Origin of the sequence: Roseivirga echinicomitans (assembly GCF_001592935.1) — a bacterium.
GTDB classification, from domain to species: Bacteria; Bacteroidota; Bacteroidia; order Cytophagales; family Cyclobacteriaceae; genus Roseivirga; species Roseivirga echinicomitans.
In genome coordinates this window covers 186,567-205,513 of record NZ_LRDB01000051.1, presented here as the reverse complement: position 1 = coordinate 205,513, position 18,947 = coordinate 186,567, and the positions used below count along the sequence as shown (strand labels likewise).

General features: G+C 40.1%; 18 protein-coding genes. 5 read left to right on the top strand and 13 right to left on the bottom strand.

Features of this window, described 5'->3' with window-relative positions; genetic code table 11:
* Nucleotides 1-58 precede the first annotated feature (58 nt).
* Entirely contained in the window at nucleotides 59-2,800 is a 2,742-nt protein-coding gene (locus AWN68_RS18155; protein WP_157716336.1) for an ABC transporter permease, read from the top strand.
* An 8-nt stretch (nucleotides 2,801-2,808) separates the two neighbouring features.
* Here AWN68_RS18155 and AWN68_RS18150 read toward each other — a convergent pair whose 3' ends face one another.
* Nucleotides 2,809-3,681: a lysophospholipid acyltransferase family protein gene (locus tag AWN68_RS18150; RefSeq protein ID WP_068419053.1), complete on the bottom strand. Its 873-nt coding sequence runs from the start codon at nucleotides 3,679-3,681 to the stop codon at nucleotides 2,809-2,811.
* 262 nt (nucleotides 3,682-3,943) lie between these two features.
* Here AWN68_RS18150 and AWN68_RS18145 point away from each other — a divergent pair, with 262 nt between their 5' ends.
* Nucleotides 3,944-4,471 (top strand): DinB family protein, encoded by a 528-nt coding sequence (locus tag AWN68_RS18145; protein ID WP_068419051.1) that lies wholly within the window; start codon nucleotides 3,944-3,946, stop codon nucleotides 4,469-4,471.
* 29 nt (nucleotides 4,472-4,500) lie between these two features.
* Here AWN68_RS18145 and AWN68_RS18140 read toward each other — a convergent pair whose 3' ends face one another.
* From AWN68_RS18140 to AWN68_RS18085, 12 genes are all read right to left on the bottom strand, one after another.
* Entirely contained in the window at nucleotides 4,501-5,514 is a 1,014-nt protein-coding gene (locus AWN68_RS18140) for a threonine aldolase family protein (RefSeq protein WP_084362932.1), read from the bottom strand.
* A 170-nt stretch (nucleotides 5,515-5,684) separates the two neighbouring features.
* Nucleotides 5,685-6,140, bottom strand: coding sequence for a MarR family winged helix-turn-helix transcriptional regulator (locus AWN68_RS18135; protein ID WP_068419049.1), 456 nt, complete (start codon nucleotides 6,138-6,140; stop codon nucleotides 5,685-5,687).
* Nucleotides 6,141-6,352: 212 nt separating this feature from the next.
* Nucleotides 6,353-6,766, bottom strand: coding sequence for a DUF2721 domain-containing protein (locus AWN68_RS18130; RefSeq protein ID WP_068419047.1), 414 nt, complete (start codon nucleotides 6,764-6,766; stop codon nucleotides 6,353-6,355).
* Nucleotides 6,763-7,014 carry a hypothetical protein gene (locus tag AWN68_RS18125; RefSeq protein ID WP_068419044.1) on the bottom strand — a complete coding sequence of 84 codons (252 nt, stop codon included), beginning with the start codon at nucleotides 7,012-7,014 and terminating at the stop codon, nucleotides 6,763-6,765. The genes AWN68_RS18130 and AWN68_RS18125 overlap by 4 nt, the downstream gene beginning before the upstream one ends.
* A gap of 91 nt (nucleotides 7,015-7,105) precedes the next feature.
* Nucleotides 7,106-10,141, bottom strand: coding sequence for a protein translocase subunit SecDF (secDF, locus tag AWN68_RS18120; RefSeq protein ID WP_068419043.1), 3,036 nt, complete (start codon nucleotides 10,139-10,141; stop codon nucleotides 7,106-7,108).
* Nucleotides 10,142-10,290: 149 nt separating this feature from the next.
* On the bottom strand, nucleotides 10,291-10,662 hold the full coding sequence (locus AWN68_RS18115; protein ID WP_221405745.1) for a hypothetical protein: 372 nt from the start codon (nucleotides 10,660-10,662) through the stop codon (nucleotides 10,291-10,293).
* A gap of 34 nt (nucleotides 10,663-10,696) precedes the next feature.
* Nucleotides 10,697-11,329, bottom strand: a complete 633-nt coding sequence (udk, locus tag AWN68_RS18110; RefSeq protein WP_068419037.1) for a uridine kinase — start codon at nucleotides 11,327-11,329, stop codon at nucleotides 10,697-10,699.
* A gap of 17 nt (nucleotides 11,330-11,346) precedes the next feature.
* Nucleotides 11,347-11,937 (bottom strand): RdgB/HAM1 family non-canonical purine NTP pyrophosphatase, encoded by a 591-nt coding sequence (gene rdgB, locus AWN68_RS18105; RefSeq protein ID WP_068419035.1) that lies wholly within the window; start codon nucleotides 11,935-11,937, stop codon nucleotides 11,347-11,349.
* 81 nt (nucleotides 11,938-12,018) lie between these two features.
* The gene (locus AWN68_RS18100) at nucleotides 12,019-13,701 is read right to left on the bottom strand and encodes an alanine/glycine:cation symporter family protein (protein WP_068419032.1); all 1,683 of its coding nucleotides are present in this window, start codon (nucleotides 13,699-13,701) and stop codon (nucleotides 12,019-12,021) included.
* 268 nt (nucleotides 13,702-13,969) lie between these two features.
* Complete coding sequence (gene def / locus AWN68_RS18095) at nucleotides 13,970-14,524, bottom strand: peptide deformylase (protein WP_068419029.1); 555 nt, start codon at nucleotides 14,522-14,524, stop codon at nucleotides 13,970-13,972.
* Between the two features lies 1 nt (nucleotide 14,525).
* Entirely contained in the window at nucleotides 14,526-14,936 is a 411-nt protein-coding gene (ruvX, locus tag AWN68_RS18090; RefSeq protein WP_068419026.1) for a Holliday junction resolvase RuvX, read from the bottom strand.
* A complete protein-coding gene (locus AWN68_RS18085) occupies nucleotides 14,936-15,688 on the bottom strand; it encodes a hemerythrin domain-containing protein (protein WP_068419025.1) in 753 nt (250 codons plus the stop codon). Before AWN68_RS18085 ends, ruvX begins: the two co-directional genes overlap by 1 nt.
* A gap of 179 nt (nucleotides 15,689-15,867) precedes the next feature.
* Here AWN68_RS18085 and AWN68_RS18080 point away from each other — a divergent pair, with 179 nt between their 5' ends.
* The 3 genes from AWN68_RS18080 to AWN68_RS18070 all read left to right on the top strand — a co-directional run bounded on the left by AWN68_RS18080 (nucleotide 15,868) and on the right by AWN68_RS18070 (nucleotide 18,892).
* A complete protein-coding gene (locus tag AWN68_RS18080) occupies nucleotides 15,868-17,517 on the top strand; it encodes a S41 family peptidase (RefSeq protein WP_068419024.1) in 1,650 nt (549 codons plus the stop codon).
* A gap of 128 nt (nucleotides 17,518-17,645) precedes the next feature.
* Nucleotides 17,646-18,140, top strand: coding sequence for a Cif family virulence factor (locus AWN68_RS18075; RefSeq protein ID WP_157716334.1), 495 nt, complete (start codon nucleotides 17,646-17,648; stop codon nucleotides 18,138-18,140).
* A 188-nt stretch (nucleotides 18,141-18,328) separates the two neighbouring features.
* Nucleotides 18,329-18,892 carry an outer membrane beta-barrel protein gene (locus AWN68_RS18070; protein ID WP_068419017.1) on the top strand — a complete coding sequence of 188 codons (564 nt, stop codon included), beginning with the start codon at nucleotides 18,329-18,331 and terminating at the stop codon, nucleotides 18,890-18,892.
* Nucleotides 18,893-18,947 lie beyond the last annotated feature (55 nt).

Genomic DNA, 18,947 nt, shown 5'->3' with positions numbered 1-18,947 from the left:
AATAAAGCACTTTGGCAATAGACGGACAGAGTCCTAAAACCCATAATGAGTCACAGGTTTGGAAAACCTGCGACAGTTGCGGAGTCAGCTAATTGATGTCAGCTCCTTTCTTCAACACCCAAACACATTAACACTTCAACACACTACCACCGTCCGCCACCGCACACTACTGTTCTCTACGGCACAAAATGAAAGGTGGCAAGCTTCAAAAGGACTCATTCCAGCCAAAAAACACTTGTTATCTTTTGGCATTCGTTTTGGAAACAAACCAGCAGAAATACCTAAATTCATTCCCATGCTGAAGAACATGTTCAAGGTTGCTTGGCGCAACGCAATCGCAAACAAACAATTCACCATTCTCAATATTCTTGGGCTCTCTATTGGCATTACCGCCTGTCTGCTGATTACCCTCTATGTTCAAGAAGAGTTGTCTTATGACAACTTCCACAAAGATGCCGACCAAGTATACCGTATTAACCAGCCAATGATTTGGGGCGACTGGGATGCGGGATTTGCCTCCACAGCCCCTGGAGTAGCAGTGGCACTCCGCGAAGATATTCCTGAGTTTACTGAAGTTTTGCGAATTCACGATTCTGGTGAAAACTTGGTTACTTATCAGCCTAAAAATGATGCCCCTGTTTCATTTAAAGAAGCAAGAGTATATACAGCCGAAGCCAATTTCTTCAACCTTTTCTCTTTTCCTGTTTTAGAAGGAAACCCTGAAACAGCTTTAGTAGAACCTTTAAGCATTATCATTACCAAAAGCATGGCCACCAAGTATTTCGGGGAAGAAGAGGCCGTGGGCAAAATATTAGAAGTAAGACAAGGCGAAGACGCTGGTCCGTTTAAAGTAACAGCGGTGTTAGAAGACATCCCGTCTAACTCTCATGTCCAATTCGATATGATGACTTCCATGAGTACCTACCGTCATATTGAAGCACGCCAATGGACATGGGTTTGGACTACTTTTGTCACCTATGTGAAAGTTGCTCCCGGTGCCGATCTCACAAAAATAAATGCAAAACTGCAAGCCATTCCTCCAAAGTGGGCAGCTCCAGCAGTAGAGCGTGCCTTTGGTGAATCTTATGATGAATTTGTACCTGATGGTAAAAAATGGACGCTCACCATGCAGCCCATTCGCGAAGCCTATTTACATTCTCCTATTACCGGCAACCGAATCGGTCCATCTGGAAATATCGCTTACGTTAAAATATTTGGCGCTGTAGGAATCTTAGTGCTTATGCTTTCCTGTATCAACTTCATGAACCTTTCTACCGCTCGTTCGGCAGGAAGGGCAAAAGAAGTTGGGGTAAGAAAAGTGTTGGGTTCAGGTAGAAAATCAATAGCCAATCAATTCATTTTCGAATCTGTAATTTTCGTTTTAGTAGGCACCACGATTGCACTGATTCTGTGCGAACTTTTCATAAACGCATTCAATGCGGTTGCCAACAAAACGCTTTCCCTGCAAACAGAGATATCCAATCCATTATTTTTAGGAGGAATTCTAATATTCATTTTAGGCCTGGGTCTTGTAGCAGGTAGCTACCCAGCCTTTTACCTTTCTTCTTTCAAGCCTATACAGGCATTAAAAGGTAAAGTAAGCAATGGTTTTAGGGGGAAAGGCATAAGAAATACCCTAGTCGTTTTTCAGTTCACCATTTCAGTGGCGCTTATTATCACCACATTCTTCGTTCAGAAACAACTGACTTACACCGCCAATTACAATGTTGGTTTCGAAAAAGAGAATATTCTTCAGGTGCATAACCTGGAGCTACTGGATCCTTCGAGCATTGTGACTTTGCAAAACAGATTGAAGCAAAACCCCGCATTTACTCAAGTAGGTTACTCAGACCTAGTCGCTCCAAATATTTATAATGAGGATAAATACAAAGCTGAAGGCCCTGAAAACGATATCACCACACTAAACCGAGTGATGGTAGACGAAGATTATATTGATTTACTAAGCCCCCAATTTATTGTAGGTCGCAATTTTGACGATACCAGAACCAGTGATAAACAGGCCGTTATTCTGAATGTTTCTGGTGCAAAAACCTTAGGCTTTGGTGGTCCAGAAACCTATGACACCGATAGCCCACTGGGTAAACACATTACCTTTCCTGGTTCTGAAATTATAAAATTTGAAGTGATAGGCGTGGTAGAAGATTTCAATTACAACAGCCTAAGAATGACCATCGCTCCCTTAATGATTGCGCACAAAGGAAATGAAGACCTCTTTGATATTGGCACCTCTTTTCTTTCAGCCAGGGTTGACCCGACTCAAATTAATTCTGGAGAGAAGATGTCCAAGCTATTGGATGAAGTGAAAACGGAACTAGCCGCCATAAAACCTGGGCTTCCTTTTGAATACAGTTTTATGGACAAGGATTTTGAAAGCAGTTTTCGTACAGAGCAACGCATGACTTCAGTGCTCAATATCTTTACAGTAATGGCCTTATCAATTGCCTGTATTGGCTTATTCGGACTGGCAGCCTTTACATCAGAACAGCGTACCAAGGAATTGGGTGTAAGAAAAGTATTGGGCGCCAGCGTAAAAGACATTGTGCTTCTGTTCAGTACTGAATTCACACGACTGGTAATTATTGCGATTCTGATAGCAATTCCGCTGGCCTATTATGCTGTAAAAACTTGGCTTGCAGATTTTGCTTATCAAACCCCAATAACGGCTACGGTATTTATTATTGCTGGTGGTTCCGCACTACTTATTGCTTGGGGCACCATTAGTTTCCAGTCTTTAAAATCGGCTTATAGAAATCCGGTTGAGGCGCTGAGAGATGAGTAATGAAATGTTTATTTGTTCGCCTGAAGCACCTCTTGTTCTTTCTTTTGATCATACTTCCAGCGTTTGTGTGACCATAAATAATCGGAAGGGTGCTCACGAATAGTTTGCTCTAACAATACTGCAAACCTTTGCACTATATCATGACCATCCTTTTGGTAAGGAGGAAACTTAACGGGCTTGAACTCTACTCGATAATGGCCTTCCAAGGTACGTTCAGTATGTGAGTAGAAGACTGGATAGTTCACTATCTGAGCAATCTTTTGAGGACCAGTATAAAAGGCGGTTGATTGATTTAAAAAATCAATCCAGTATTTGTCTGCACCAATGGAAGGCAACTGATCCGCTAAAATGCCAACGATTCTCGGTTCATTCTTGCGTTTTATAATTTGCCTTAAGGCAGAGTCTTTCGGAAGTGCACGCCCACCATGCCTGGTTCTTAAGTTGATCATTAACTGATCAAACCTGGGGTTTTTCACGGGCTTATAGAGAAACTCCATTGGATAGCCAATTTGCTGACCTATTGAAAAAGCTGGCCACTCCCAATTGGCCGTATGGCCTGAAAGTAAAATAACTGGTTGGCCTTGATCTAAATACTCAAGCATTGCCTGAGCATTCACTAGCGGCACACGCTTTTCCCAATCCTTCTTTTTAAAACGATACCCCTTAATCGACTCAATAAAAACCTGAGTGAATTGAATATAAAATGCCTTTTCAACTTTGAATCGTTCCCTATCCGATAAGTCTGGGAACGTTTTGCTTAAATTTTCACGAATTACAGACCTGCGGTAGCCCACAGTATAGTAGAGTAAAAAAGAAATCACCTTCCCGAGTGCGTACAGAAACCAAAACGGAAGTAATGATATAAGCCTGATCAAAAACATCGCGTAAAGATAAAGAAATGAAAAGTTGAAGGCTTATAAAAAGCACACAAAAGCAGTTTAGGTGACCCTTCACCTCTAGATTATAAAAATCTTACTATTATTTTCATTAGGAGAGATCCACTCTTAGCCGTCACTCCATAAGTTAAAGTAGTATATAACAGAGTGTTTTTTTAGTTGAAAACCAAGCCATCAGAAGGATAGCTCGGTTTTCTTTTTGTCCTTCACAGAAAGAAGTCCTACCTTCAATTTAAGGACAAAAACAATGAAAAAAGATCAAATCAAAGAGGCACTTACTTCTTCCTATTTAAACTTTGTAAACAGCTGCGACTCACTCACCAAAGATGAATTTGAGTATGCACCAGAAGGGAAATGGTCGGCTGGACAGCAAATGGAGCACCTGATTAAAAGTACTTCTCCATTACATAAAGGAATGGGCTTACCTAAATTTTTGATCAAGTTCAGATTCGGCAAAGCCAATCGCCCTTCAAAAACCTTTGACCAACTGGTGGGACGCTATAAAGAAAAACTTGGTTTGGGTGGAGTAGCCAGTGCAGCTTTTACTCCTCAAAAAATTGATTTTAACCAGAAGAAAAAACTCATTAACCAGCTTCAAAACAACATCGAATCCATAAATCAAAAACTCGATAAATGGACCGAAGCACAGCTGGATGAGTTCATTTTTCCTCATCCACTACTGGGTAAAATTACCATCCGAGAAATGATGTACTTCACCATTCACCATGCGGATCACCACCGTAACCTAATCAAAATCTACTTAAAGGGAGTTTAAGGATTGTGTACCCATTTCAACATCAAGCTTTAAAGCTTTTTCAGTATTTGTAGAAGATCCGTCAAATGATCTTGAGTGAAATCATAATGCGTTACAAAACGGATCAGCTGAGGGCCAAAGCCAAAAGCCAAAACACCATGCTCCTTAAGTTTGGCTAAAAAGGATTCGTTGGTATATCGGTCGCTTATTCTAAAAATCAGAATGTTCGTTTCACAAGGATAAATCTCTTCTACATAATCTAAGCTTTGCAAAGTATCGGCTATGATTTGGGCATTTTTATGGTCTTCCGCCAAGCGCTCAATATGATTTTCTAAAGCATACAAACCAGCAGCAGCAATGTATCCCGCCTGTCTCCAGGCACCACCCATTACTTTACGAACGCGCTTTGCACGCCTAATTTTATCAGCGGATCCTAATAACAAAGAACCTACCGGAGCGCCTAAACCTTTAGAAAGACAAATAGAAATGGTATCGAAAGCTTTACCGTAATCTTCTGCTTTCTGGTTCTTAGCTACCAAGGCATTGAACAGTCTGGCGCCATCCAAATGAAAAGCCAGTCCGTTATCAGTACAGACTTTTTTAATGGCCAAAATTTCATCAAAGTCATAACAACTGCCCCCGCCCTTATTCATGGTGTTCTCAAGTGAAACCATTCTTGAAACTGGTGAATGAATATCGTCTGGCTGAATTGCAGCTATTACATCTTTCGCTGTAATTCTACCTTGGTCGCCTTCAAGTAAGCGAACAGAAACCCCCGAATTTGACATAATCCCACCACTTTCATAAAGGTAGATATGCGAATATTTATGGCAGATCACCTCGTCCTGCAAAGTGGTATGTAAACGAATTCCAATTTGATTGGTCATGGTGCCAGAAGCACAATAGAGTGCCGCTTCCATCCCAAACATATCAGCTGCCTTTTTCTCGAGCGCAGCTACTGTCGGGTCTTCACCAAACATATCATCGCCTACTTCGGCTGCCATCATGGCCGCATGCATTTCAGGAGTAGGCTTGGTTAGGGTATCACTTCGTAAATCTATCAAGGGAGTATTTTTTAGAATCGGAATCTAGGGGGAAAAGGGAGGAAGTGCAAATAATTTTATTTGAGTCATCTCCCGGTTAGGAACCTAAGGTTCCTAACCGGTTTCTCCGTTAAACTAAACATTAGAGATTTGAAGCTAAACCAGCTTCAAAATGACCTGACCGTCTGCCATTATTTGGGTGTGTAATCTCCTAGCATTGTGCGCAGCTTTACAAGCTCCTGTTTTATGCTGTAATTCGTTTGTGCGGGGACACTCTTTAGAAATTTGGCAAAGTGTACCTCCATTGACATCATCATCTCGGACTTACTCTCCACACCACGTTGCGTAAGTTTTACCCGAAAAGACCTTCCGTCTGCTTCATTGCCTTCCTTTTCAACCCAGCCATTACGCTCCATACGCACAAGCATGCGAGAAATTGAAGGCAAATCCTGAAGTGTAACCCTACTGATTTCAGTTGGAGTTACGCTTCCGTGATTCCAAAGCATAATCAATACCTGCCATTGCTCTGGGGTAACTGAATACCCCTTTAGCGCCCTAATTAACTCTCTATGAAAGAGCAGGTAGGTGCGGTAAAGATTATAGCCAAGATTGCTATTTAAGTGAAAGAGAGTCTTACCGAAATCCATAAGTAGATGGTAAATCTAGTTGAATTTAATCAAAATACTTGTCTAGACAAGTATTTTGATTAAAAAAAAAATTGACTCCAGAGGGAATAGCTGAAAATTTTAATCAAAAAGTAAATAGAAATCACATCTGCCATGAAAAGACAGCAGTCATATTATCAAGCGATTAAACGAAGAATAACCAATGAATGAAAAAATCGTCAAAAGAGGCTATTTCAGATCTTTCTGCTAGATTTTCGCTCTAAATCGCTCAGTTCGAGGTTGAGCGCCTTGGTGGATATTTGGGTTTCGATAAAGGAAAGTATGAGTGAAGCAAGTAGAAGAAAAAGGCTCGCTCCAAAAATGAGATCGGCAGTTTGTTGCTCGCGCAAGTACATAAGCACCATACTCAAAACACAACAGAAGAAGCTTGCAATTCCCAGCGCCTGCATGTTCCGAATTAACAAAAGGCGCACTTTCAAATTTTTGATTTGACCAAGTATTGTAGCGGGCGGATCGTTATGATCTAAATACCGTTGCCTTAAACCACGTGCAAGGGTAGCCAAAGCCACAAAGCGATTAGTAAAAGCCAACAGCAAGAGCGTAATGGCTGGAAAAAGTAATGCAGGAGTTGAGATATCAATGTTCAATTGTCGCGCTTTAAGTTTTTGAAATTTTCTTCACGCTGGTCTTTCCCTTCGATCTTCTTATCTAAGGTGAGCCGCCAAATAAGGATTAACACAGCCAAACAAGACGGATACAGAACAAACTCTAACCAATATTTTGCCATTACTGGATCGGAGAAGTTATCAACCCCCACCACATACAGTAGCAGTAAACAAATACTGATGATGATTACTAGAACTACCAGTATTCGCTTTTCTACCTTAGCCTTCATGTTACAAAGCTAATGAAGAATTTTAGTGTAAGCACAAAAAAAGGAGTCTCAATGAGACTCCTTTAAGTTTTATGATTTAAACCAATCCTTTCTATTGATTGGCAGTAGCTGCCGCTTTAGCGCTTAGCTTAGCTCTAGCAGATTCCTGCTCCTTATCTGCTGCTTTCCCTAATGTTTTCTTAGACAAATCAACCACAATTGGTGATGCGATAAAGATTGAAGAATAAGTACCTACAATAATACCTACCATGAAAGCGAAAGAGAAGCCTCTTAGTACCTCTCCACCAAAGATGAATAGGACAACAACTACAATCAAAGTAGTCATTGAAGTAATCAAAGTACGGCTAATGGTGCTATTAATTGACTCATTGAATGTACCCACTAAGTCTTTCGATCCTTTAAGCTGCAAGTTCTCACGAATCCTATCAAACACTACCACGGTATCGTTTATAGAATAACCCATGATTGTAAGCAAGGCTCCAATAAATACCTGATCTACCTCGAAGTTAATTCCAAACAAGCCAGCGATAGCAAATGCAGACAATACAATTAATGAATCATGCACCAAGGCGATAATTGCACCCAGTGAGAATTGCCATCTTCGGAACCTAATAAGGATATAGAAGAAGATGGCTAGAATAGCCAAACCAAACGATTCAAGTGATGAGTTTTTAATATCATCAGCTATAGTTGGAGATACTTTAGATGACCCGCCAATTATAAATTGACCAGCCTCTACATTATCAACAGTTCCATCTACAAATGTCTTATTAGTAATCTGACTCAATGCATCAGTCAACGCGCCTTTAACAGCAGCATCTGCTTCTACCGATTCATCCTCGATCAAATAAGACGTGGTAATCTTAAGCATATTCGCAGTATTGTAAGTTTTCACTTCGATACCTGAATTAGCGAAGGTCTCCATTCCAGAAAGTGACGTTTTGATATCAGAAGCGGTCATCGCTTCATCAAAATTCACTACATAAGAACGACCACCTTTAAAGTCTACACCTAGTCTCAATCCGTTGGTTGCCATCAATATGATACCAATTGAAATCACAATCGTTGACATAAGGTAAGCCAATCTCCTTTTACCTAAGAAGTCAAAATGAACATTGTTCAACCAGCCTTTTGACAAAGGAGTATCGAACGTTAGTTTACTATCATTTCCTTTCTTAGTCATGTAGGTAATAATTACCCTAGTAATGAATACCGCTGAAAAGAATGAGCATATAATACCAATCATTAAGGTTACTGCAAATCCTTTTAATGGACCTTGACCCAAAACGTAAAGGATAACACCTGTAAGGAAAGTGGTTACGTTCGCATCAATAATAGAACTGTAAGCTTTTTGATAACCCGAGGCTATCGATTGCAAAAGCGGGATACCGTTTCGCATTTCCTCCCTGATTCTTTCGAAAATAAGTACGTTGGCATCAATGGACATACCAATGGTTAACACGATACCTGCAATACCAGGCAAGGTCAGCGCGGCACCTAAATTGGCCAAGATCCCAAGAATAAAGAAGATGTTGAAAAGCAAAGCTACGTTCGCTACAATTCCTCCTTTAGCATAATAGAAAATCATGAAAATAACCACAATGGCCAAACCGGCCAAAATTGAAGTCACCCCTTGTCTTTGTGCTTCTTTACCCAAAGTTGGGCCAATCACAGCTTCTTCTACAATTTTTGTTGGTGCCGGAAGTGAGCCGGCTTTTAGAATGTTTGCAAGATCTTCTGCTTCCTCTATTGTAAAGTTTCCACTGATTGATGAGCTACCTGCTCCAATCTCCTGAATAACATTTGGAGCAGTATAAACATAGTTATCAAGGGCAATTGCAATTCTTCTTTGAATGTTCGCCCCAGTAATGTTTCTCCATTTTTTTGCTCCCAACGCGTTCATTTGCATACTTACAGCTGGTCTCATCATTTCATCCAAAGATTGACGAGCATCTATGATTACCTCACCCGTTAAAGGAGATTCTCCACCTCTACCCATTTTAATGGCGTAAAGCTCTAGCAATTCAGTTCCCTCAGCAGGCTTTACACCCCATAAGAATTTTAAAGTACTTGGGAAGAGTTTTGTAATACTTGGATTCTTAAGCACCTTGTTAATCTTCGCAGTATCTTCTAGAGCGTAGAAAAAGCCCTCTGAAGTACCTTGTTTCATTAAGGCGAAGAACTTTGATTGACCTGGAGTAGCCAAATCTTCTTCAACAGTGTTTGTAGTATCACCAGACAATTCATCTTCAAGAGAATTTTCTTGTCCATCAGCACTTTCAGCTTTCAATTCAGAAGCCAAGTCGGTTGTAGGCTTTACTGTTTTGTCTGCTGCTTCAATTTTCAACAGTGCATCATTAATAGCAGAAAGCGTAGGAGAAACTTCACTTATTCCATAAACCTCCCAGAACTCTAACTTGGCTACACCTTGTAATAGTTTTCTTACCCTCTGTGGGTTATCTACCCCTGGTAATTCAATTTGGATTCTACCTGTTCCTTGAAGTCTCTGAATGTTTGGCTGTGATGTACCAAACCTATCAATCCTAGTTCTAAGAATTTGGAAGGCACGATCAATAGCGTTATCGATCTCCTCGTTAACCACCTTCATTACATCAGCATTGGTTGAGCCAAACTCAATTCTGCCTTTGTTGGCTGCATTTGCAAACACTTTGCTCAACTGCCCACCAGAGGTGACGTCAGCATAAGCTGTTTCAAATAAGCTCGAGTATGGCGCTTGGGTGTTCGTTTTGTGCGCTTCATCTGCCTGTGCTAATGCTGCTCTAAACTGTGGGTCTTTGCTATTTCCAGCAAGCCCCTCTATAATAGCTATAGGGGAAACTTCCAAGGTAACATGCATTCCACCTTGTAAATCGAGACCAAGGTTCAATTCATATTCTTTGATTTCTTGGTAAGTAAACTCAGCACCTAAAATATTGAGTACAGGCTCTCTCCAAATTGAGTCTAGGTACGATTGTTTCTTTTGCTGGTCTATTACACCAGCTTCATTTTTAGCATAATCAACTGCGTCTTGCTGAATTCCTCTTGAGAAAAAGGTAATCCCAAGGTAATAAAGACACAGAGCCGTAATGATCACTGTCAGAAGGACTATGGTATTCTTATTTTTCATTTTGGTTTATGGTTAGTTAATCATTTGGAGGTTTTCCGAGGTTCGTTATCTAAATGAATGACAACTAGCTTCATATACTCCTGATATAATAAAGTTTGTTTTGTGCGTGCGTGTTTATAGCAGAAGACTCATGCTATAAGAAAGAAAGCCTATGGGGCGTTCGGGGATATTTTCTTTCGGAAAAGATTCTTGTAATGAGGCGAATCGGATAGCGAAACGCTAGGGTATTGAATCTGTTTTTCTTCAGACTCTCTGATGACTGTTCCTATAAAAACAGGAATAAAGGCTTGCAACTGAACCACTGTAGATGGCAAAGCCAATTCACAAGTGTAGTCATATACAATCTCCTTTTCATCTCCTTGATCATCGGTTTGTTGCTGATCAGTTGATTCTGAAGCTAAATCAATCCTTAAACTCTGGTAGTCTATAAGTTCTTGCGCCACTACAAATACAGCCACCATCACCCCTAATACATAGAAGAGGGTCCTTTTGATGCCTGATATTTTTGGTGACATTTTCATTTAGCGTGTCAAATTTATAGAATAGACTTTACAATCATACGGTATGCTCATTTATTTTCGACTGAATGAATGCCTTTAATACATCTAAGGCTACTCCAAAATCAGTATTATTGGGCACTACAATGTCTGCGTGTTCTTTATGCGGCTCTATATATTTCTGATACGATGGCATAATATGGTTCTCATATTTATAAAGCACATCATCCGCATCATAACCTCTTTCAACTCTGTCGCGGGTTAATCTTCTCTGCAGCTTAATGTAATCCTTTGCATCCACAAAGACCTTTAGGTCGATTAATTCAGATATTTTTTGGTAATGAAAGATGAAAATCCCCTCCACCAAAATTACTGGTGCGGCTTTTATTACTATATTTTTGGGTTGAACATTAGGGTTATTGAAGGTATACTCCTGTTTTTCTACGTCCTTTCCATTGCTCAAAGCCAAAAGGTCGCTAGCGAAATGCTCATAATCAATAGACTCTGGTCGGTCAAAATTGAACTCACCATTTTTATCCACCAATTGATGTTCTCGAGGCCTATAATAGTCATCTTGGGAAATACTGGCTACTCCTGAATCAAAGCTTTCGATTAGCGAACGAAGAAAACGTGTTTTCCCCGATCCACTCCCTCCTGTGATTCCAATGATATACGGCTTATGCTCAGACATTTTGCAAAAGTAGTAACCTAAACTGATTTACCTTCTTTGCCTTTCAAAAAATTGATAAGTTTATCGAAGGCTCTTTTTCTATGGCTAATCGTATTCTTTATTTCTGATGGTAATTCTCCAAAGGTTTTATCATAGCCTTTTGGTCGAAAAATAGGGTCGTAACCAAAACCACCTTTTCCGCTAACTTCCATAGTAATTACTCCCTCCGCTATTCCTTCAAACTGGATTGGCTCACCGTTTTCGATATAAGTGATTACCGTTCTGAATTTTGCCGAGCGATCGTCAGTCACTTTAAGCCCCTCCAACACTTTTGCCATATTCATACTGGAATCCCTTTCTGGCCCAGCATACATAGCGGAGTAAACTCCCGGCTCTCCGTTCAAGCCATTCACTTCTAGCCCAGTGTCATCTGCAAAAACAGGAATACCATAATGTTCGAAAACATAGGCGGCCTTTTGTAAGGAATTCCCTTCAAGCGTATCCTGCGTTTCTGCCAGTTCTTCCGTACAACCAATTTGCTCTAAAGAGACTAGTTCAAACTGATCTCCTAAAATCTGAGAGATTTCGTTAAGCTTGTTTTTATTGTTGGTAGCGAAGCAAATTTTCATGACGCAATTTAATGGAATGAAAACAAAAGAGCCATCTCAAACTGAATTAAGACGGCTCCATTTATTCTTTAAACTGAATTATTATTCAGGCGTTTTCTCGTCTGGGAATTCTTCTTTCATTCCTTTCCAGTAATCCGCAATAGTGCTCTTCATGTCCTTTCTCAGTAAGAAAATACCCAACAAGTTAGGCAAGGTCATCACAGCAATGGCTATGGCAGCTACTGTCCATATAATAGTCGTATCTGCAATGGCAGCAATAAAGAAACCAGCCACATATACAATTCTATAATACTTCACTGAACCAGAACCCCATAAGAATGTCATCGCTCTATCTCCATAGTAAGACCATGAAATGGCAGTACTAAAGGCGAACAACAGAATACCAATGGATACAATGTATTGCCCGTAGTCACCAAACCAACCTTTGGTAAAGGCAATGGCCGTAAGCGGAACACTATGAATTAACGATTTACCATAAAATGAAATACTTCCATCCACCGGTTTACCATTAGAGATTTCAACCTCACCTGTAAGCGGTGAGCCTCCAAAAGATTCGTTTACTGTAATGTCTTCAGCCAAAGACCGGGCATGAATTACGGTTACAACACTCGTAATCTTTCCGTTCTCTACTTGAAGCATTCCGTCAAATACTGGCAATGGATTTTCTCCTGACAAGTGCTCTTTTAAAGCGACTCTACCTGGTTTATTATCATCAGTATAATCATGACCAGCAAGAATCGACATGTCAGTTACTGCAAAATCATTCAAATGTTTTTCTTGCCATACACCGGAAGAAAGAAGTGTAAGACCTGTGATCGAACAAATGATAATAGTATCAATGAATGGCTCTAAAATCGCAACCATTCCTTCAGATACTGGCTCGTGTCCTTTGGCTGATGCGTGCGCAATGGGTGCAGAACCTTGACCTGCTTCGTTAGAGAAAAGACCTCTACCTACCCCAACATTAAAGGCATACATTATTGTTGCTCCTAAAAAGCCACCAGTAGCTGCCGTGGTCGTGAATAAGCTCGAAAAGATCGAAGTGATTGATGGAATCAAGTTTTCTAGGTTGGCAAAAATCACAGAGAAACAACCTATGAAATAAACAATGGCCATGGCTGGCACTAACTTCTCCGTCACCGAAGCAATTCTTTTAATCCCGCCAATAATAACAAATGCTAAAATAACAGATAAAACCGCTCCTGTCATCCAAGGCTCAATGGCGAAAGTTGATTTCAATGCCGAAGAAATACTATTGATCTGCGGCATGTTACCCGTACCAAAAGAAGAAAGCACTGTAGCTACAGCAAAAACTACCGCTAGCCACTTCATATTCAACTTATTCTTCATGTAGTACATAGGCCCTCCAGCCATTGTACCATCTTGTGCTACTTCACGATATTTATGAGAAAGCGTAACTTCTACAAACTTGGTACACATACCAATGGCAGCAGTAACTACCATCCAGAACAAAGCAGCGGGGCCACCTAGGTGAACAGCAAGTGCAACACCAGCAATGTTTCCGGTACCCACAGTTCCAGAAAGCGCTGTGGTTAAGGCCTGGAAATGAGAAGTATCTCCCTGATCACCAGCCTTATCAAACTTTCCTCTTAGAATTTTAAAGGCAAAGCCAAAGTATCTTATTTGAGGAAATTTAAGGTAAATAGTAAAAAATAGACCTACTCCCAAAAGAGCGAATGGAAACCATCCTGCGCTACCTATGTAACTATCTATGACGGAAAGAAAATCGTTGAGCTGCTGCATAATTCGGTTTTATGGTTTTTAAGGAAGTCACAAAAATAGGGATTAATGCTTCCCAACAAAGCCCGTAATTATATTAGTGACAATCCATGGTTTTAATGGGGAAGGTATTCTCTATTGCTTTAAGGTCGGCACCAAAGGTCAGACCGGAGGATATGGAGCTTAAAGCCTCAAATACTTTTGAAAAATATTCGTAGTTCCCTGCCTAGTATCAAGTCTGACGGAACGTCCGACTCTGATCTGAATCTTCTATTACTCTTTAACTTGGGGGTTATTTTTTACTCGGAAATTTCATTCGGTAATCTGTTTTTACCGAGCCTTTGGAAATATTAAGGAGTTTAGCCCTGAGCATCTGCTTTTTTAATCCTTTGATATAGTCAGTAAAAAGAACACCATTGAGGTGATCGTATTCGTGCTGAATTACTCGAGCCGTCATGGAATCAAACTCTTCTTCGTGTTCGTTCCAAAGTTCATCGAAATAGCGAATGGTTAGTTTTTCAGGACGAAGGATATCGCCATGTACATCGGGTATACTTAAACAGCCTTCTTCAAAGCTCCATTCTTCATCGTATTCGTCTAGAATTTCGGGATTAATAAAAACACGCTTAACGCCTTTTCCTTCCTCCTCTTCCATTTTAGTAGAATCGATTATAAAAAGTCTTTTGGACAATCCTATTTGCGGAGCCGCCAAACCAACACCATTGGCGTTATTCATAGTGTCATACATCGCTTCAACCAGCTTGGTAAGGTCTTCAGAATCCCGATGAAATTCTTTGGCTTCTTTTCTTAAAATATTGTCTCCGTAAGCTACTATTGGGTAAATCATGCTATCTGCTTTCCAAAAAGGACTGTAAAATAATGGTTGCGCTTATTTTATCGATATTCCCTTTTTCTCTTCTATCCTTTTTTTTCATCCCTCCGGCTATCATCGCGTCCATGGCCATTTTGGAGGTAAACCTTTCGTCCTGCAAATAAACGTCTTTTTCTGGAAATTGCTTTTTAAGTAGGTTCTCAAATTGTTGAGCCCCCAAAGTAGCATCCGTAGGTTGGTTGTTTAAATTCATTGGCATTCCTAATACAAAGGACTCAATGTTTTCAGCCTTGTCGTAATCCTTCAAGTACTGGATTACATCCTTGCTGTGAACTGTATCTAAAGGAGATGCTATAATTTGAAGTGGATCGGTGACAGCCATGCCAACACGCTTACTGCCATAATCTATGGCGAGGATTCTGCCCATTAATTCTGTTTGATAATATCGTAAAAACGAAGTTTGACCAGTTTTTCTAATTGAAGTGCCTTTGGTAATAAAATATCATCTTCAATTTTAGCATGGATGAGTAAGTCTTCTTCAAAGGCTTTCAGTTCTTCATAAAGCACTTTGATATGTAAGTCTGCCTCTTCGCAATAGGTGTAATTATTGGTGATTTTCCGAAGACCATCCATTTCATGCTCATGCTCTTCGTGATCTACAGCAAATTCATGAATGGATATCTTTTCCATGGTATAGAAAAGTTTGGTGCCGTGATTTTCTCCTGAAAGGAAATCTCTCAGCTGCTGAATATAGACGAAAAGAGAATCTTCTTCCTCGTGAATATGATGGATAAAATCTTCAACAAATAAGGGAAACACAGTCTTTAAATCGTGCGCCAAGCTTTGGTAACGATAGTTCACCACGCCCAAACTGTCAATCAATTGAGCTATATAAGCCAAACGCTTTTTCACGAACACTGAATGCGCGTGCTTCAAATATTCCACCACAAGGTCGATTGGGTAGGCCATCAGCCTTAGCTCGCTTACCTCTGACTTCTTTGGCTCAGACTCCAAACTTTTTATGACAGTCTTGATATTCAAACCACAAGAGGTGCAAACTTCTTTCAAAGTTCTTTCCTGATTATCGTAAAAATTAACCCCAAAATAATAAAGCACCGAAGCCCTAACATGGTTCTCAGCTACTAAATCATTGATCGTACGTTCTTGTATACCTTGCATTTGACTTTGACTATTCAGCTAAAATAATAAATCTTGAGCGATCTATGCCTCGATGAACACAGTTAAATTTTAATTTAAACACAAACCAACGCATTTCGTTTCTATCATACTATGCTCAAACAGAATATTTTGTTTGAACGAAATAGTTAATTTTACCGAATTCAAAATTTTGCAACACCGTGAGTGATACCCATAATTCCAAAAATCAAATACGTTTACCCCTTTTACTTGCTGCCGCTGTGGTTATCGGCATCTGGATTGGTTCAAGCTTTTTTTCAACACCAGGAGGAAACAGCAAGTACAATGCTTCGATTCAAAAATTCACCCAGCTCATGGACTACATTGAGCACGACTATGTAGATTCAGTAGATACAGAAGAATTACTGGAAGAATCCATCAGCCAAATGCTGGACAAACTAGATCCACACACGGTATATATTCCCCCACAAGACAGAGCACTTGCCGAAAGTCAATTACGTGCAAGCTTTGATGGAATAGGCGTTGAATTTAATTTGCTCAGAGACACCTTATACGTGGTGACTCCATTGGCAGGAGGCCCTTCAGAAAAAGCAGGGATTATCGCTGGAGACAAAATTGTGAAGGTGGATGGTGAAAACATTGCCGGTATCGGGATGGATAACAACCAAGTTTTCAACCTACTCAGAGGACCCAGAGGTACCGAGGTTGCCATTACCGTTTTAAGAAAAGGGAAAGACGATTTGATTGACTTTAGCCTGATCCGCAATGCCATTCCGCAGTATTCAGTAGATGCTGGTTATATGGTAGACGATGAAGTGGGCTATATCAAGGTGAACAAGTTTGCCGAAAACACTTATGCTGAATTCAAATCGGCTTTAGAAAAACTGAAAGAGCAGGGCATGACAAAGCTGATCCTCGACCTGCAAAATAACGGAGGTGGTTACATGAGTGCTGCCATTGGTATTTCTGACGAACTACTCTCAGACGGAATGTTAATTGTTAGTCAAAAAGGCCAAGGAACCAAATATGATTCTGAAGCCAGGGCTACCAAGCGTGGTATTTTTGAAGAAGGAGCTGTTACCGTATTAATGAACGAAGGAAGCGCCTCTGCTTCGGAAATTGTAGCGGGTGCTTTACAAGACAACGACAGAGCTTTGATTATCGGCAGAAGGTCATTCGGTAAGGGTTTGGTACAATTGCCTTTCGACCTAAAAGATGGTTCAGAGTTACGAATGACCATTGCCCGATATTATACGCCAAGCGGACGTTCAATCCAAAAACCTTATAGTGAAGGAGAAGAGGCTTATGCTTCAGACTATTATCAACGCTTTATCTCTGGTGAGCTTTTCAGTCAGGACAGTGTGCATTTCAACAAAGACTTAGAATATGAAACCACCTCTGGAAGAACCGTTTACGGTGGTGGTGGCATTATGCCAGACTACTTTGTGCCGCTAGACACTACTTATGCTACGGCCTATGTGAACCGCTTATTTGCGAGCAATGCGGTTAAAGAGTTTACGCTAGACTATAGGGACAACAATAAATATTTGGACGAATGGGACTTTGAAAAATTCAATAAAGAATTTGAAGTAACCGAAGCCATGCTCAACCAAGTCATTGAAATTGGAAAAAACAATGGAGTAAAATTCAGAGAAAGGGAATACCTTAAGTCAAAGCATTTTTTAGTGCACCTGATTAAAGCCCAATTGGCAAGAGATACGTATGACGACAATGCTTTCTATAAGATTTACAATCAGACCAATGAGATCTACGTTCAGGCCTTAGCTCTTTTTAACAACCCCGATTTACTTCAAGACAAATCGAATAGTTTGCTACTTCAAAAGCGCTAGGAAACGAACAACTCATACTTTAAAAGCCAGAGTCACTTCAATGATTCTGGCTTTTAAATTTCGAAAAATCCGTCCCGTTAGACACGATTCCTACTTCCTCTCCGTTGCATCTGTAAGGTCATTAAACTATGAAGAAGATATTACTCGGAGCCATGTTTGTCATGTGCTACTCCAATACATTTGCGCAGTCGGAACAGGTCAAAATCAACAAAGACGTTTGGTACAACTTTATGCAGGCTTATCAGGATTTGAACGCCAGCCTTTTCAATCATATCCATACAGATGATGTACTTCGAATACCGATTGATCAAAATCAAATATTGGTAGGCAGAGAGTACAAAGATTCTAACCTCAACATGTTCAATCTTTGGAACGAACATAGAATTAAACAGCGTATTCAGTTCAGTTTTACCAACCGAATACAAAAAGGAGATTGGGCTTATGAAACAGGCGTCTATAGGCTTACGCGTTACAATGGCTTCAACCCTGAACACCTCTACGGTAAATTCAACGTCACCTTAAAACGCGTGAATGGCACCTGGAAAATCTACATGGATGCCGATACCAGCGAAGCCGCTACGGTTAATGAAAGTGATTTTCTTAAAGCGAAAGTACTCCAATAACTAAAAACACAGGTTTTAGCTAAAGACAAGTATAATTCATTAATACATCTAATTTTCCTTCATCTAATTGTTAATAGACAATTACTTCCGTTAAAAGAATTATTTTCCCAACAGTACTAAATGGGAGATTTTCACATCCTCTTTTCCGTCTAAAGGTTAAATCATTTTTAAAACTCAAAAATAACATCATGAAAAAGTTAATTTTTACAATGGCGATTCTTCTGGTCAGTACCATGGGTTTTGCCCAGATCCAAAAGGGAGATGTTCAGATTAATGGAAATGTCTCATTTCAAAAAGTCAATAACGCTGGTACTGAAATATCAAGCTTTTCACTTTTACCCAAAGCGGGTGTTTTCGTCTCAGAAACAACAAGTTTAGGGGGTATTATTGGCTATACCAGTCGTGATTTTAACGGGGAGAACTCCAATGAATTCAATATTGGGGCTTACGCACGTTTTCATAAACCAATGGTCGAAAATTTTTATTTGTATTTAGAGCCATCTCTGACCTTTGGTTTTGGAAGTAGAGAAGTTGGTGGAGCAGATGCTGATTTAAACTCATTCGATATAAGACTTGCTCCAGGAATGACTTACTTCCTCTCTCCAAAGTTTGCTTTAGATATGAATTGGGGAATGCTAAACTATTCTAAAGAAACCACAAAATTAGGTAATGCTGAAACCGAAAATGAAAACTACGGCTTGAACTTAAATATGACCAATGTGAGCATGGGAGTTAGCTTCTACATTCGTTAAACTCAAGAATTAACAAAGTCAAAAAGGCCAGACTCTCAAGAAAGTCTGGCCTTTT